General features: G+C 41.2%; 16 protein-coding genes. 3 read left to right on the top strand and 13 right to left on the bottom strand.

Translation table 11 applies throughout. The features are described 5' to 3' along the window. Positions 1-2: 2 nt before the first annotated feature. The 7 genes from QUB24_RS06275 to QUB24_RS06245 form a co-directional block, all read right to left on the bottom strand. Positions 3-1,115: a phosphoribosyltransferase-like protein gene (locus QUB24_RS06275; protein WP_333142806.1), complete on the bottom strand. Its 1,113-nt coding sequence runs from the start codon at positions 1,113-1,115 to the stop codon at positions 3-5. A gap of 20 nt (positions 1,116-1,135) precedes the next feature. Continuing rightward, complete coding sequence (locus tag QUB24_RS06270) at positions 1,136-2,401, bottom strand: ATP-binding protein (protein ID WP_333142807.1); 1,266 nt, start codon at positions 2,399-2,401, stop codon at positions 1,136-1,138. A 2-nt stretch (positions 2,402-2,403) separates the two neighbouring features. Continuing rightward, a complete protein-coding gene (locus tag QUB24_RS06265; protein ID WP_333142808.1) occupies positions 2,404-3,273 on the bottom strand; it encodes a hypothetical protein in 870 nt (289 codons plus the stop codon). Positions 3,274-3,596: 323 nt separating this feature from the next. Continuing rightward, entirely contained in the window at positions 3,597-7,502 is a 3,906-nt protein-coding gene (locus QUB24_RS06260) for a hypothetical protein (protein WP_333142809.1), read from the bottom strand. A 44-nt stretch (positions 7,503-7,546) separates the two neighbouring features. Then, the gene (locus tag QUB24_RS06255; protein ID WP_333142810.1) at positions 7,547-8,380 is read right to left on the bottom strand and encodes a hypothetical protein; all 834 of its coding nucleotides are present in this window, start codon (positions 8,378-8,380) and stop codon (positions 7,547-7,549) included. Further along, positions 8,377-9,756, bottom strand: a complete 1,380-nt coding sequence (locus QUB24_RS06250; protein ID WP_333142811.1) for a GNAT family N-acetyltransferase — start codon at positions 9,754-9,756, stop codon at positions 8,377-8,379. Before QUB24_RS06250 ends, QUB24_RS06255 begins: the two co-directional genes overlap by 4 nt. Before the next feature lie 868 nt (positions 9,757-10,624). Then, entirely contained in the window at positions 10,625-10,816 is a 192-nt protein-coding gene (locus QUB24_RS06245; protein WP_333142812.1) for a hypothetical protein, read from the bottom strand. 251 nt (positions 10,817-11,067) lie between these two features. Here QUB24_RS06245 and QUB24_RS06240 point away from each other — a divergent pair, with 251 nt between their 5' ends. Together QUB24_RS06240 and QUB24_RS06235 are read left to right on the top strand one after the other, a co-directional pair. Beyond that, the gene (locus QUB24_RS06240; RefSeq protein WP_333142813.1) at positions 11,068-11,250 is read left to right on the top strand and encodes a hypothetical protein; all 183 of its coding nucleotides are present in this window, start codon (positions 11,068-11,070) and stop codon (positions 11,248-11,250) included. 209 nt (positions 11,251-11,459) lie between these two features. Beyond that, complete coding sequence (locus QUB24_RS06235; protein WP_015179769.1) at positions 11,460-11,816, top strand: HNH endonuclease; 357 nt, start codon at positions 11,460-11,462, stop codon at positions 11,814-11,816. Positions 11,817-12,206: 390 nt separating this feature from the next. Here the strand turns inward: QUB24_RS06235 and QUB24_RS06230 are convergent, their stop codons facing one another. From QUB24_RS06230 to QUB24_RS06205, 6 genes are all read right to left on the bottom strand, one after another. Beyond that, complete coding sequence (locus tag QUB24_RS06230; protein ID WP_333151713.1) at positions 12,207-12,839, bottom strand: hypothetical protein; 633 nt, start codon at positions 12,837-12,839, stop codon at positions 12,207-12,209. A gap of 107 nt (positions 12,840-12,946) precedes the next feature. Then, a complete protein-coding gene (locus tag QUB24_RS06225) occupies positions 12,947-13,267 on the bottom strand; it encodes a hypothetical protein (RefSeq protein ID WP_333151711.1) in 321 nt (106 codons plus the stop codon). 71 nt (positions 13,268-13,338) lie between these two features. Beyond that, positions 13,339-13,578: a hypothetical protein gene (locus QUB24_RS06220; protein WP_333151709.1), complete on the bottom strand. Its 240-nt coding sequence runs from the start codon at positions 13,576-13,578 to the stop codon at positions 13,339-13,341. A 14-nt stretch (positions 13,579-13,592) separates the two neighbouring features. Then, on the bottom strand, positions 13,593-13,910 hold the full coding sequence (locus QUB24_RS06215; RefSeq protein ID WP_333151707.1) for a hypothetical protein: 318 nt from the start codon (positions 13,908-13,910) through the stop codon (positions 13,593-13,595). Between the two features lie 366 nt (positions 13,911-14,276). After that, a complete protein-coding gene (locus QUB24_RS06210) occupies positions 14,277-14,930 on the bottom strand; it encodes a siphovirus Gp157 family protein (RefSeq protein ID WP_333151705.1) in 654 nt (217 codons plus the stop codon). A gap of 23 nt (positions 14,931-14,953) precedes the next feature. Then, positions 14,954-15,289 (bottom strand): DUF3846 domain-containing protein, encoded by a 336-nt coding sequence (locus tag QUB24_RS06205; protein ID WP_333151703.1) that lies wholly within the window; start codon positions 15,287-15,289, stop codon positions 14,954-14,956. Positions 15,290-15,425: 136 nt separating this feature from the next. Here QUB24_RS06205 and QUB24_RS06200 point away from each other — a divergent pair, with 136 nt between their 5' ends. Further along, positions 15,426-15,650: a hypothetical protein gene (locus QUB24_RS06200; protein ID WP_333151699.1), complete on the top strand. Its 225-nt coding sequence runs from the start codon at positions 15,426-15,428 to the stop codon at positions 15,648-15,650. Positions 15,651-15,704 lie beyond the last annotated feature (54 nt).

Genomic DNA, 15,704 nt, shown 5'->3' with positions numbered 1-15,704 from the left:
AATCATTTTTGCTTATAGCGAGTGGCGCTTGGTGTTTGACTGTTTCTAAAAAGCGGTTCCCAATTTGTACTGGGTTTATGAAAAAAAGGTAATGTATTATTGGGACAACTATAATGATGGCAGGTTAAGGCTCCCGACTCACGATAGCCTACGGATGATGTTCCAGAAGCACGCAGGCAATATTTTTCTATGAAATCATCATATTCTGATTTAGAAATTTGGTGGCTGTCGAGAATATCCGTAATTTCTTGGCTTTTATAGTCGAGCATCGATTCATAATAGATAGTCTCACTGTTCTCAGAAGCAAATTCTATACTAGCTAAGTTGAATGATGTAGCCTGAACTACATACATAAAGATAAACAATGACTGTTGATATGCAGGATATTGTTTGAGTAGCTTATTGATTTCTCTAATACATTTGGCGAGTTGATTACCAGAACCGTTAGTATAGTCCATAAACACAAAAACTGATGTTTCATAGTTTTCTGTACCTGCTTGAAAATACTTGCTCAGAGGTCTAATTTTTTTGCCATCAGGAACGCTAGTTGCCGTCAAAGCCGACCTTTCATAAATTCCCCAAAGGCCGTATTGACTTTCCACTGATGTATTCGGCGGTGAAGGTAATTCAGCATATCTAATAATTTTATTTCTCAACCATTTTTTAAATTCAGCTTCATTACCTTTCAAAGCAACTTTAGGATCGTCACGAAAAGCTTTGCAAAGATTCTCTTTTGTCAGAAGTAAGTCAAGTAACTTTTTCTGTAAATTTTGACTAGCTGATTCAATATGAGTTTTGGAGAAAAACTGAAACTTACTCAGGAGTAAATATGCTATGTTTTGGTCTAGAGTTGTTTCAAACTGATTAATCCAATCCCGAATTTTTTTCTTTGACAAAGAACCATCCCAACTATCAAACCTCTCATAGCAAGCCTCAATATCTATATCGTCAAATAATAAAGAATTTTCTACCTGGCGTTCTTCTGGTAAAATAGAAGATATAGGTCTTCTATAGGGGTTCATTATATCTGACAGTTTTCTTCGCAATAATTGAATTTCCTTCGTTATATTATCTCCCTTTAAGTTGAGGTACTGATTAAAATCTTTTTGGGTCATATATTCGACGCTTTTTCTTATTAAATTCTTTCACGGGAACGGAAGATATCTTGGAAAATTAAGCTAGTGAGGGTGTACCTATATGGTCTTTGCCCAAACACTTCTAAATACTCAGATCCTAACTTATTTTTAAGTTCTACACGTGCTCTATTCAACCTATAATCAGCTTTTTCATCGGACAGTCCATAAAAATATGAAATTGAACAAGCATCCTTCAATTTCAAAAGCTCTGGAATAGACTGCCTTCTCCCACCGCTAAAAAAGAGAATATTCAAAAAAGCCTCCGATTCTTCCGAAAACTTGAAACTGTCCCGTAACTCTGAGAAATATGATAAGGCGTAAACTCGATAAGTATTACTGAAAATTCTTCTAGCAGTTTCAATACTAACCAAAGTGTGGTGGGGTTCTGCTTCTGCCCAAAGCAATTGGCCAATAGTTTCTACATATCTTGGAACCCCTCCAGAGACTACTGTAATAAAATCAATTACTTCTTCTTCAAAAGGATAAATTTTATCAGTTGTTCTCAAAGTAACTGAACTGTTTTTTGTTTCTATATATTCTTTCACTTCGGAGAAAGGTAGAGGAGTTATAATTTTAAAGTTAAACCTAGCCTCTTGTAACTGTTTAGCTTCTGAAATAATTTGACTGTAGTATTCTTGAGTGACACTTATACACAATCCCCAACCCGGTCTGGTTGAAAATTTTTCGGACAACCCATGCAAAAAAGTCATAAAATATGAAAGTTTTAGTTCTAGGTTGGAAAAGAGGAGCTCTACTTCATCAAAAGCAATTAATATATTCTGTTTCTGCGTTCGATTCAGCATTTCCAAAAAAACTTCAAATAAATCGATAAACTCTATCTTCTCGAATAATACTTCATCTTGTTTAGTCAAACATCCTTCTCTAATCAAAACGTTATACATCTTGGTAAAAATAGCTCCCAGAAGACTCTCAAAGTGCTTATCTGGCTGGCTGGACGCTGCAATAGGCGTAACTATCTCAGAGAATTTAATGGGTATGCAAATGCCTTGTCTATCATGAAATTCTTTGGCTATAAGATTTAATAAAGTTGTCTTGCCATATCCATAATCTCCAACAAAAAATAGTTTTATTGGTCTCTTTATATTGAGTGATTGTCTAACCTCTTCCAGGAGATTGTCAATAAACTTTGTATGAACAATTGTAAATTCATAGTTCTGCTCTAATACTGACATAGCAGAGCCAGAAGCCACGTAGGGATTTAGAGCAGGCGGTACAAGGTTTCCCTTAACATCTTGATAGGACATACTTAGACAGCAATAGCAGGTTCTAGAAGTTTGATAAATCCGTAATTGACTCCTCGAATGTCAATACACTCAATTCCCATATTACGGGCAAGCTGAGACTTGGTTGTCCTTAATTCGATGCGGTGAGTCAGTTGCAACTGAATCAGATGTTTTTTAAAGTGTTCTTCCGTATAATCTGATCCTTGCGTCATAATTCTATCACGAATCTGAGCAACTGGAACTAGACCCAGACTTTTCTGGGCAATATCGCGATAATTTTTTAAAATAAAGTCTAAAAGGTTTAAGTAATTGTCAATTTGTATCTTGTGTCTATAAAACAGATCGAGATAACCCACCCCTGGATTACCAACATAGCTATAGCCACAATGTTGTATTAATAACTCTTGAAGTTTAGCAAGTTCAGGGTTTTCTGATAATTGATACTTTTCACACAGTAAAAATCTATCGTTACTGTAAGTTTTAACCATTGGGGAATATTGAGAACAAATTTGAGTTAAATTTTCATTAAAAACTTCAAGAGAAGAAGACTTTTTAGCCAGAGTCTCTAAGGGCTTGATAACTTCTATTTTAGACTGAACCGAAATTGATGCTCTGGTTTTTTCAGGCGTAGTTTCTGAATATAACTGACCATCTAATTTATAAATATCGAGAACATAAAAACCAGCTAAATAGTTTTTTATAGTTGTAGCAGACATGGGGGTTCCTACTGGCTTTCCTTTATGTGCCTTATGAGTAACTAGCTTACCTTCCAACCAAGACAATGCAGCCTTTAATATCTGACCGTTATTAGCTACAAGCCCTTCCGCCAGTACCCTCATGTCCTGTTCATAATACTCTTTTGGTAAGTAAAAAACTGGAATTATCTTGGACATAGTACCTTTAAGCGTATAAGTAAAAGGTTGAGTCTATTGCAGTAAACACTAAGGTCACAATATTTTACTGCTCTCTGCTATACGGGTTAAGACCTCCTGAAGGCAGCTTACCTTCTCAAGGTTATCACCAAATCTGGCGAATAGGCAATTGGTTAAAGCGTTATGGTCTCGCCTTGAGAGGAGAACTCATAGACCTCAGATCCTCGGTAAGCTTTGCTAACGCAACCTGGAGCGAACAGAAGTGGTAGAAACACCATCTGCCGGAAGAGGCTGATCGCGAGCAGTCTGTTAACAAATGAGCTGGAGTCCTCACTCTTTAAAGATTAATCCCGACGGCGAAGCATAATCTCTAGATGTCCCTTTTTGTACAAAGTCTTTAAGAGTTCCCATACCTCCTGATTATGTGGCAAATTTTGACGAAGTTGGCTAATGGCGATCGCACTGTTGTCAGAGCTAATGGCATTTAAAAGCTGTCTTTCTTCCTCCAGAAGGCTTTCATCTCTTTTAAAATGAATTTCTTTCAATTTATTCTGAAGAACCTGACCGCGTTCAAAAATAGATTTGAGTTCGTTTATCTGTTCTTCAAGGTTGGCTAAGCTGTCGATCGCAGATGGCAACTGTTCTCTTTGTAATGATAGCTGTGTTTTTAAATCAGTGAGTTGACTCAAAAACTCTGTCATATCGTGGTCGCGTTCTTGGGAAATAAAGGAAAAATCACGCTCCAATTGCTCCCATTCTGAAACCAAACCTTCGCAGAATTTTTGCAAATTTTCCCACACAACTCCTTTCATAATGTGGTAAGATCCATCCCGGTCTTCATCATCAAATTTGCATCGATTTTTCAAAGGAGATTCATTAATTGAAATTAGATCCAGTAAGACTTCGTAACGACTAAGCATTTGCTCGAAAGCCTCTCGACGCGAGCGCTGTTCACCATTAATTTCCTCTTCAAGTTCAACCAAAGGTTGTTGCAGTAAATCGTACTGTCTAAAACTCTCAAGCTGATTGTTGCTAAAATGCTTAACAACCCGGTCAACAAAGTCATCATCGTAACGCATCAAGCGAACTGGGTCTTTATTCAAATTCTCTCGTAACATCTGTGCTCGATTTAGAATAATCCGCCACTTCTCTAAACCATCTACCAACTCCTCAAGCCTTAATTTAGTGGGTTCGCAAGTTAGCCAAAACTGCTGACAATGCTTTAGCTGATGATGCAATGCAAGTATATCAGTTTCATTTACTTTAAGCGAACTAGCTAGGCTTTGGCAATCTTTATCTAGCTGATTTACTTGCCTTTCCAAAATTATCCGGTAGTCATTGAGACAAGATTCTAGGCCGCTATCACTCTCAATCATTTGACTAATTTTAGAAGCATTCAAGTCTAAGGTAAATTTTTCTAGCCTGAGTTTAATTCCACGCAGTTCTTTTTGCAGGGTTGAGCGCCTCTCAATGCAAAAATTTTCTAGAAGCTCCCGTTCGGCTTGGATATTTCTATGAACTTGGTCGAGAGCTACCTCTGACTCATGGTTAGCATCAAGAATTTTTTCCTCCTCATTTATCTTTTCATTGATTTCACGTAAAATCGTCTCATCAAAACTTTCAAGTAACGAAGAAACCCGAACGCGGAGTTCTTTTAATTGACCATTTAACTCCTCTGGCTCTAATTCCAAACTGGCTTCGCGGATAATATCCGTTGAACGCGCCCACTCTATGTAGCGTCGCCGCTGCAACCATTCAAGAGCTTCTTGGAACTCGTCTTCAAGATAGCCAAGCAGTTTAACTGCTTTCCATAACTTTGAATACTCTAATGCTTTAACATCTTGCTGTCCCCACGCCGTCTCAACTGTTTGTGTTCTGCCTTGTGATTGCAGTTTCTCTTTAATAAACGATTCCAAAGGATGTTCTGTAAATTTAATTTGGGAATTTCCTTCTTTCCGCTTGGCAATTTTTTCCCCACTCATCAAGCCATGTTGTTTGAAAACCGCTAAAACACTGGGTAGGCTAGAACTCCCCATTTCAAACAATTTTTCAAATTCTTCTTTGGAAACTTGATATAACTGACGACCTTTGCGAACAGATAAAGGTATTTTTTCCAAGAGGAACTTATATTTACGTAACGTCGGGTTCAGACTATTATAGAAAGACTTATAATCGGTAAATAAGGCTTTACATTTTTGATAGAACACTGATTCGATAAGTTTACTGTCTGAGCCATTTACCCCCTTGAGGCCCCCAATTTCCCAAGTTTGAGGCGAAATCGCCGGAAACAGCAATCGCATGGCATACTGGTGACACTCTTGGCGATGGTGTTCTAATCTAGAGCGATCGGCTTTACTGACTTCAGGATTTTTTGAGAGCCAGTCTTGAATATAATGAGACAAACTCAGCAGCGTACAAACAGAACATTGTTCGGAAGCCATGACTTTGCGGAGTAAGCCGAATGATGTGGGATATTCGCCTTCAAAACTTCGACCTAACTGAAGATGGAAGTCTACTTGATTAGTTCCGGTGATCGCAGTTAAAACTTGTGGAACGACGGTTGCTTTTCGCTCATAGTTAAAGTAAAACCGCCAATCTAAGTGAGTTTCTTCTGGGGATTGAAACCTCATTAAACCAGATTCTTTACTCCCGACACTGATAACAAGAGAACGCTTAGGAAAATCCGCATTATATTTTTCTGGAGCCCCTTCTAATAAATTAAAAACTCCGAATCTATCCTGCTTCCACTCCCCTTTATAACGCCAAGACCAATTGGCTTTCTGACCAGTTCTAGAAAGTGGGAAGAGTAAAGAAATAATTTCCGACTTGAAAATCGTTGTAGCCATCTCTTCTTTTTGAGTATCGTTCCACTCTCCAAACCATTGCTGACGAAATCGATTTAGAATTTTATCTACAACTGTGGGAATGCTTGTCTGAAGAAGGGCGACTAAAGCAAAAGTGCGCTCAGTCGGCTGTATAATGTGCAGCCCGTAAAAATTGTCATCTTCTGCTAGTTTTTTCAACTCCTTTAAGAGTTGAAATTGTTTAGCTACACTTTCAGAAAGGCCTGAGGGGAAACCAGCGAGTAGCTTGATTACCTCTCGTCCTTTGGGGTGTTTTGGAAAGGAGATCAACGGCTCCAAGGTTTTGATAGTATTGCTAATTTTGTGTTGTTCCGTGCCATATAACTGTACTTGTCCTTCTAGATAATCCTGAATCAAATCTAAAGGAGTATAGGGACGCTGATTATTTGGAGCAAAATGGATGATGCGTTTAAATACTTCAATGACGGTGCGAGGGCCATTGCTGAAGTTTTGTCGATCGCATAATTGCCCTAAACTTTCAATTGTTGCTGGATGTGCCAAGTGATTTTGCTGCGCCTTGTCTTCCAGAAAATTAGTACACAAATAATTCCACAGTTTTGCTGGGAACTCAGAGCTGTACGCACCAGCTAATCTAAGAGATACTTTCTGTTCCTTCATACGGTGAATAATATCACCAGCTTGTTCTTCAATAGCTGATTCAGTCGGAGTAGTCGGCATACTTAGAATTAATGCAACAGGCGTAGAACCCAAAGCTCGCATTCCTTTAACTAAATCGCTCAAAATCTGGATGCGAACGCTAGCACCTTCTTCTGTTCGCAAAAATTCTTGGCTTTCATCCGCAAATATTGCTAAACCTGCAAAACCTGCTTGTCGGAGGAGAAAAACTGTCTCCTGCCAAAAATTCAAAACATTATCAGTATTTGTGGTGTCAGTATTTAATTGTTGAATAATTTTTAAAGCTTTCTCTTCAGATAACTTGTACTTAAGCGCTATGTCTGCTGCTATATTTTGCTGAGACTTCAAGCCATATTTGCGATACAGTACCTCAATCTGAGGAAGAAATTCTGGTTTGAGGCGCGTTTTTATCCAGCCATAAGTGGCAACCATCAAATCTCCCAGCTCTTTAAACTTGAAAGGTGGCACCGCCATTATCTTATGATCCTGACACTGCTGCCATAAATAAATTAGTGTTGCTGTCTTACCATACCCATAGTCGGCACTAAGGTAGCCAGTAACAGGTTTACCCTTACCAATTTCCTCAATCAAATGGTCTTTTAGAGTTTTTACGGGTTCAATTGGGTTATAGGTGGTGGCATATAGATTATAAACTCTGGCTACTTCTTGAGGCTCATTTTCTATCTGGGAGGGATTGACTGTATCGACAATTGCTTGGATAGAGTCTAGTTGTTCTAATAATCTGTTCATGGATTGTAAATATAAAGTGTGTCTCGGAGAATGCTAATACTTAGCTAAAGCAATTGAGTCCACTCAGGGGATTGAGTTAGCATTACCCATTGTCCGTATCCCCCTTCATAGCCACAGTCAAAGAAGCCACCTCGATCATAATCATAGGTGCATTTAGCATTATCTATGCTACCATCTAATCCGCTCGGATCTAGCAACAACATTTGACAAATAGCCTCTTGAACTTCTTCTCGCAAGAAAATCTTGACTCCATAGGTTCGTTGTTGCTGTTTGTAGATTGTGTCTACTGCCTGAAGTAAAATAGGAGCGGCACTGAAGTAGCGACGGCTGAAGTGTTCGTATTTGCCTTCTGGTTCTATAACACTGGGTGATAACGATCGCAGCCAATTGAGGGCACCAGCCACACTCGTATCACTAAATGCTATTTCACTGGTAGGTAGTTCAAACTTCACAGCAGCCTTTTCAATTACTTCTCCAACTAGGGACTTTTTTTCGGGCGGTGATAAAACAACTTCTTTTCGCAACCAGAGTTGTTGTACAACTGTAGCATAAGTCCAAGAAAACCTTTTTTCAGCTTCTTCTTGGTGTAGATTATAAATTACTAAATGTAAAAAATCTCCTAGCAATTCGGGGTTAGACTCTTGAATTTTAGCTGCAACTTGACCAAGAGGTGTCAGTGAGGGGGGATTTTTTTTTGAAATAATTGAAAGATTTCGCAAGAAGGGAAATACCACTTTTTGGAGAACGGAAAGCCCTAAATTACAACTAGCTCCAAGTTGTTCAAAATTTGTTTCTTTATTTTTCAAAAAATCAAGAATTATAGCTACTCTTTCTAGCGTAGTATTTTGCTGAATATGTAAAGTTAATTTATTGCTCATAAAGCGCGTTCTAAAGTATCTAACCAAGCAGTTAAATTGTGCATAATCCGATATTCTCGGCTTGTTCTCAATTTATCAATACTTTGACAAAAGTAACATGAATGTTGCGTAGATTTTTTGAGTTCCTCTAGACCAGTTTTAGTAGTTTCAAAACCGCGTCTAACGGTAATTTGAATTTGAGAAGTACCCGGAAAAAAGATGCTGCCGAAGGCTCCTGCTTTTGACCAGGTTGAGCTATCTAAGCTATGGGGTACAAGGGAGTTGTTGCGGAGGCGATAAAAGCTGTTTGGACCGCCAATGCCAAAGCAGTGAACTTTCATGTTTTTTTCGCGGGCGATACTGCCAACAATCTTAAACAATGCCAAACTAGATTCAGAAATCATATTAACGCTGCCGTTGGGTCCTGACGTTCCCCAAGAGCCAAAGCCGATACGGGTAATACCCATTTTTGCATAGGTTTCAATGCAGCGATTGATTTGGTTGATAGTGCGTCCGTGTACGGGGGCGATCGCGCGTTCTTGTACATAAACAGGCATTTTACCGAAAAATTTTTCGCAATGGTAAAGCGTTTCGCGAACTTTGTACTCCACTATTTCATCTGAATCAGTTGAGATGGGTACAATATCGGGCAATACATACCCATCTGCCCAAGTATTATTGCGATAAAAATTATCTAAAAATTCCAGCAGTCGATCGTAAGTAAATTTCCCCTGTTGCACCTGATATGCACCGCAATCTAGCCAAACTTCCGAAATGTTTCCCACATCTTTTTGTTGACGAAAGTATTCTGTAGTAGAAGCTGGGCACGTTATCGGTGAGTAAAGAACGTTTTCAAAGGGATTACGCCGATCACCGCTAGAATTCCACAACTGCCGACTGCGTTCAATCTCAGGGCCGCCAGCACTTACGGCAGCCACAAACTTGGGAATTGTCAGGAGAATATTAGAGCATAATATCTTTTCCCAAACAACCAAAGAGCGGCGTTTACCAGGTTCAATTTGAACCCGATCAAATCCCATCTTGTTGTAAAACCCGTTAGCTTCTATGTCCAGGGGGCATTTTAGGCGCAGTTTTGTAATACCGCACTTCCTACTGTGTTTTTCCCATGCCCAAATAAGCTGACGACCCATGCCTAGCCTGCGGTGGTCGGGGGAAACGCAAAGATGGTAAAGAGTAGATATCTTGTCTCGACGGTGATGAAAATGGAGAAAGCCGAAGGGGTGGTAAAGAATTTCACGACTTGCGATCGCTTCTGCCAGGACTGCCCGATTCACAAAGCCTATCTCTTGCCGATGCACATCGGCAAGCACCTTAATCTGAACTAGCTCCTCGCTCGAAGCAAATACCACCTCTGACTCTAAACACCTAGTCTGCACACATACCTCACTTCTTCCAACCAACGAACGTAGACAAGTGTAGCCGATGTCCGCACCTGTTAATTTTACACTTGTTGCTTGCGGTAAAATTTATACTATTAATTGTATTGTACTTTTACGACTTTATTAAATTTTTGCATTACTAAGTTTTTGGACTAAAACATTACATCTTGATTAGTTAATTGTTTGATAGAATAACTTACTTAACCAGGAGCTATGCAAGTCTCCCAATTAATAAGGTAGACCCGATAAGAACCCCCTGATAATGTGAGAATCTATCCATAATCAGAGTCTGACACACCTTACAAGCTGATTCGCGTATGCTACTTGCATAGTCCTATCAGTAGGATGTCATGGCTACATCCTATGACCAGCAAGGGTTGGGCTGGCTCTTACTGTCACACCCGGTACTTGCACGACAATTAAGCATTTTAGAAGGATAAAGACTTCAGAATATAGCACAAGTGTTAACAGATCACAACACCAGCAGCACTTAACCGGATTTTTAAGAAAGCCCCAACACAAAACTGGATGGATAATTTATGGAAGAGAGCGCGAGCTACTAGAATGGCGAACTTATCCTGCAACACTTAGAACTTTTAGGCGCTTACCCGCTGTTTACTAATTGATGTCCCCAATGCGGAATAACTTATTCCAAGTACGAAACCCCCTCAGCACTGGGCTATTCCAAATGTTGCGAGCTAGAGATTCGATGTAAAGCGATAGTTCGGAACGATAATTATCAGCAACGGGAAAACACTCGCTCGACACCCCACTTGGAAGTGCAGCCGACTAATCCCCCAGCAAACACCCAGAACGCGCATTGAGGCCACACACTTAACACCGCAAACTCATGCGGCCACGATTGTCAGAAGCGAAACATGATTGCAGCGATCGTGGTTAGTAAGAATATTTTGCCAACAGTTGCTTCACCGATCGTCCAACCCCGGTACATTCCCCGGCAACAGGCGATCGTCAATTCAAGAAACAGCACCAAGTTCAAAACGCTGATGATGGCGCTGTTGATGTTGATGTTGTGCAAAAAGGTTAGTGAATTCATAGGGTTGATTTTTTAGACTACTCGCTAATCTAGCAAGCTTAACAGAAGTTGTGTAGCCACTGCTTTTCAAGTTTCCTCACCAACGCTCGTCATCCCAAAAGTCACCAACTAAAAAACCCAGGGGTCGCTGGGACTGTGTGCGATCGTCAAGCGAGTTTCTGCTGCTGTGTACTTTGTGTGTTCTTACTTGGCGATCGCTCAAGAATGAGACAAGCGTGAAATGATGGCAGATAGGCACTAAGAAATATGGAATGCAGAGAATGACTGACTGGCCGATCGAACAAATCAATTTGCTGGAAATGGACTATGCCGACATCCTTGCCAGCAGCATCCATCCATCATTTGAACTACAACTGGTAAAATCGGGGGTTAACCCATCAGAAGCCCGCATCAAAACCAATTTCCTCACTCTGTCTGGTGCGCCAAAAACCTAAGACTCCCGAACAATGGGCTATTTTAACCGAAGCATGGGAAGTAGCTTGCGAGTATAAGCCCACCGTTGAAGATTTTCGCTTATTGGCAGAATTCCTGTGGGAGAATTAAGACAGCGTTGAAGTTGACATTGACTGCTGACAACTTTGAATTGAATTTACTTCGATAACAGAGCGATCGCCCTATTTTGAAAAGATGAGCTTTTACCGCTATGCCTAAACCAAAGAGATATCCCGACAATTGGCAAGAGATTGCGCTTTCGGTGAAAGAAAACGCGGGGTGGCGTTGTGCAAAGTGCCATCAACAATGCCTCCGACCCGGTAAACTCCGACCCGGTAAACAAAGCGGCTTAACCAAATCTGAACGATGTGCCTTAACTTTAGCGGTGCACCATCGCAATCGGATACCGGAGGACAATCGCCCAGAAAACTTAATCGCTCTGTGTACCGCGTGTCACCTGTCCTATCACAATCGCGGTCAATCAAACGTATCGCCAGGGCAATTATCCTTGTTCCCCGATGATGGCATTGACTGGGATATTATGGAGTGCTCTCTGGAATCGGCATGAAACAATGTATCCGATCCGAATCCGCTGGTGTCCGTTTACTTTGTTTAAAGGTAGCTTTACAGTTTTCCAGCGCGAGCGTGTTCGCCGTTGAAGAGGAAATTTCGTATTTTTGTTTAACAACCAGCCGGGAAGTCCCTGCGGTAATTTATTCGGGGTACTTCGCGCAGCGCTCAGATTAATCCCCTCTAAATATACCGAGGGACTTCCCGGCTGGTTGTTAAAGGTCTTCGTTACTCTTAGAAAGCTGCCAAGCATCGAGAAAATTACTGAATAAATTGCTTTATCCCTCCAAGTCAATCGCTTCATGGGCTAACTCCGCGTTTGCTACACTATGGGTGTTTTGTACCCATGCCGGGGCTGTAATATCGAGACTTCTCCGGCATAGATAATTTAGTTGCTCTCTAATTGCTGGTGGTATTTCTTACCTTCTGAGATTCTACGCTTGAGGGTGTCTAATGCCCTCACCGCTGTCCAATTACCCAGATTAGCTAATTGGATATATTGCTGTATCAATTCTTCGGTGATTTGTTGGTCTAGCCACTGCACCAATTCTGCGGTTGCGAGGCGCGCTTGGGGATTGGTGTTGCCGAACATCTCGAACATTCCCAAACGCTGCATTTGCTCTAAGGTCATACTTTCCACCGCTTTCACGGCTTCTTCAAACTCTTGGGCGGTCAACTGGGACGGCTCATGGGGATGCTGCTGTAACAGGAAATAATCGATTTCTTTGTACGCGCCGACATACATTTTATGGCGAACAGTGTCGCATAAAATTGCGTGTTCGGGCAATTCATCATCAGAGCCTAAGTTGTAAGATTCTAAGTGGATTGCGAGAGTTATGTGTTCTATCAGTGGCGCATACACGGCGTAGTAGCTAAATGTAGCCATTGCTCTGCCATTACTCCAGGTGGCTTTGCTTCCTTGGTAATAAAGAGCAAAGTATTGAGTGTTGTTGACTCCCACCATCCCCGGTAACATGGGTGGCATCGCTACGGGTAATTCGATGAAGTGTGTTCCTAACATGATTCCTCCTTGTTCAAGTAAAAGGGCATGGAAACGCTGGTTTTTTGGCCTTTCGTGTATTCAATATCTACCGTTGTTTTAGTCAATGCTCAACAACGAATTGCTCTTTATTTTGTTGTTATTTCATTTGAGTTACCTCCCAGATATCGGGGTATTTTAAATGTTTGAATCCATTGGGCATCAACACGAACCATCATTTCTGATGAATCATTTTTGATGACATTCAGCCAAGGATTTTTCGCATCTCTCAGAATAAACTCTACTTTAATAGACTGCACGAACACTTCAGGCGGAACCCGACTAGCTTCAATCCATACCCCATCATCAAACGGGTTGATTGGATAAATCATTTTTTTGAAGTTATACACATTGTCGTGATAGCAGTTGGGATACTCATAGCGCGATACCATCCGATTGGAATGAGACATGGGATTGTACTTCCTCAATGAGAAAATCTGCATCTTTTATGACTCCATTAATCCCAGAGTGTAGTAGTTATCTAACAATCGAGCGAAAGAAAACAGCCGTTAGATTGATCAGCCAAAGTTATCTTTAGTTCAAGCCCTTCTGTTCTCAAAACTTTTTCTGCCTCATCCAACAGCTCAAAAGAGTTGAACCAAACTTGAATGATGCCCTCAAGTTTATGATGCTTTAAGGTGTATCCTCGTTCGTGATGGGAATGGTGACGGCATCTCACGAAGCAAGCCGTTCTGAGGAATGTGTGAATGTTTCTGGTCATTTTTATGTGTTCTGTTATTCAAATAGGATGAGAGCGCTGCTTTCTTGGCGTTTCCCGTAGTCTGGGTCTACCTGCTTTCTCAAATACTCAAAGTCATCAAATAAGTCACTGCGGACATACTTGGTATTGTTTCTAGAGCTTAGTTTGTAATAGGCGTGTTGCCATTCTGCAAAGGCATTCAATGATGCGCTGCTGTGCAGCAACCAATCGCAGTTGTTGAGGTGCTTGAACCCCCACTTTTCATCAGTCCATTCGGTGTTCGCATTATCCTTGCTATGCCAGCAAAGATACACCGCACCTGGGAATCCTTTGAGTAGCACTATTTCGTACAAATTCCCAGCTTCTGTGTAACGGTAGCAACTTTCTTCGTTGATGCACTCTCCGGGAACATCTCACTTTTGCAGCCAAGCTAGAAATTGGAGTTAGGAGCCAGGAGCCAGGAGGAAAGAGGAAGAAGGAAGAAGGAAGGAGCCAGAATAAGTGTTTTTACAACTATGAGAGGCTCCCCACTCTCCGCCTTCATCTAAACCCATTTGAGGACAATCTAACCCTAAACAGCAGTGCATTGTGTACCTTTAACTTAGTGTTTTTTCTACACTAGCGACAGCTATCTTATTAAAATTACTTTTGTTTTTATGTTAACATTCAGCAGGAAATAGTCCTTGGTAAAAAGTGATTATTTGCTGCTTAATGGCAATCTATAAAACGCTCAAATGAGTTTCGCGTCCTCCGAATTGTGCAACTTTCTGAGCTTCGATATCTCCCGCTTCCAAGGCTTGTCGGATGACTGAATTATCGGGCGATACTTCAATGCGTTGAAACTGGGGAGGAAGTTGATTTACTTCACAAGGGAGTTTGAGGGGCAAAACTCCGCCATTGTTGCTGATAGTTAAGTGGATGCGGCGCAGCCTTAGTTTCTTGACACCCTGAGATTTGAGACAGCTCTTGAGTTGCTGTTTCATCCAATTCACTCGTTTGCTGTCGGTAGCTGCGAGTTTATTCAGGCGTTCTGCTTCAGATTTACGTTGTTGGCTCAGGGCATGGCGGTTGGTAATGGCAGCGCAGTAGTTATCAACCTTGGAAAGCCATTGCTCGTAGGTACTACCCCGTTGTTCTAAGAGTTGTTGCACCGCTACTTCTAATTCGGGTGTGATTTCTTCACCTTCGATGTTGTCGATTAGCTTATCCAAGTCCTCCAGTTCTACAGTAAGTAAATGCAATGACTTAGTGCGCCCTCGGTGAGCCTCACAGCGACTGGAAATCAGAGCACGTTGGTCTGGGTTCATGTGTTGCCATGCTTGCTGCACAATTGAGTCGGTTTCAGGAGTTTCGGGGTAAGGAAGTTGCCCCAAGCGCAAACTTGAGGCATGATAGATTAGATCCTGCTCGCAATAATCAGATTTGTCGCGACTAATTGAAACTGAGCTTCGGTCAACCCTATTGTTTCACCATCATCCGTACAGGCAGTAGCAATCACTTGACCGCCAAGTGCAATACTGCGACGAGTAATGCAGGTTAAGGGCAATTCCTTGTATAAGAATTCCTCATCACAGATTAGGTCTATCGCGGGATCTGGAAATTGATTCCGGACATATTCTATGAACGCAGGTTCACCTGCAATGCCCACTCGGTTTTGCAAATCTGCAAGTTCCAACTTTTCTTCTACTTCCAGCCGATGGATTCCTGTTGAATTAATCAAAGCGTAGAGCATAGCTTACTCCCTATTTTTTACACCCTAGCGGTAGCCCTTTACTTTAAATTTTTCGTATATTTAAAATTACTCTTGATATTAAGTTGATTTAGTATGACCTCTGCTTACCACTTAACCCGCCCAACTCTGGTGGTTAGTGCTATCACGCCCGCGATCGACCAATCATGCGGGTATTGCTTATAACGATGGCGTAATTACCAAGTGGGGTACGTTCGAGAAGTGCTACTCCCACACCGAACTCAAACACTTTATTGAAGATACTTTGGGCGTACCTGCTCGGTATCTCACTCACAATACCTACACCGTTTCTTACAACTCTAAAGCTCTTTCCCTGATAATCTACCCAAGATTTTTTCCTTGAAAGGCAGCCTGTCCCCGCCATTTGGAGGGGGCTATTTTAATTATCCAAAACCAC

The organism is Microcoleus sp. B9-D4 (assembly GCF_036705105.1).
Taxonomy (GTDB): Bacteria; Cyanobacteriota; Cyanobacteriia; order Cyanobacteriales; family Microcoleaceae; genus Microcoleus.
This window is presented reverse-complemented; position numbering and strand designations above follow the sequence as displayed.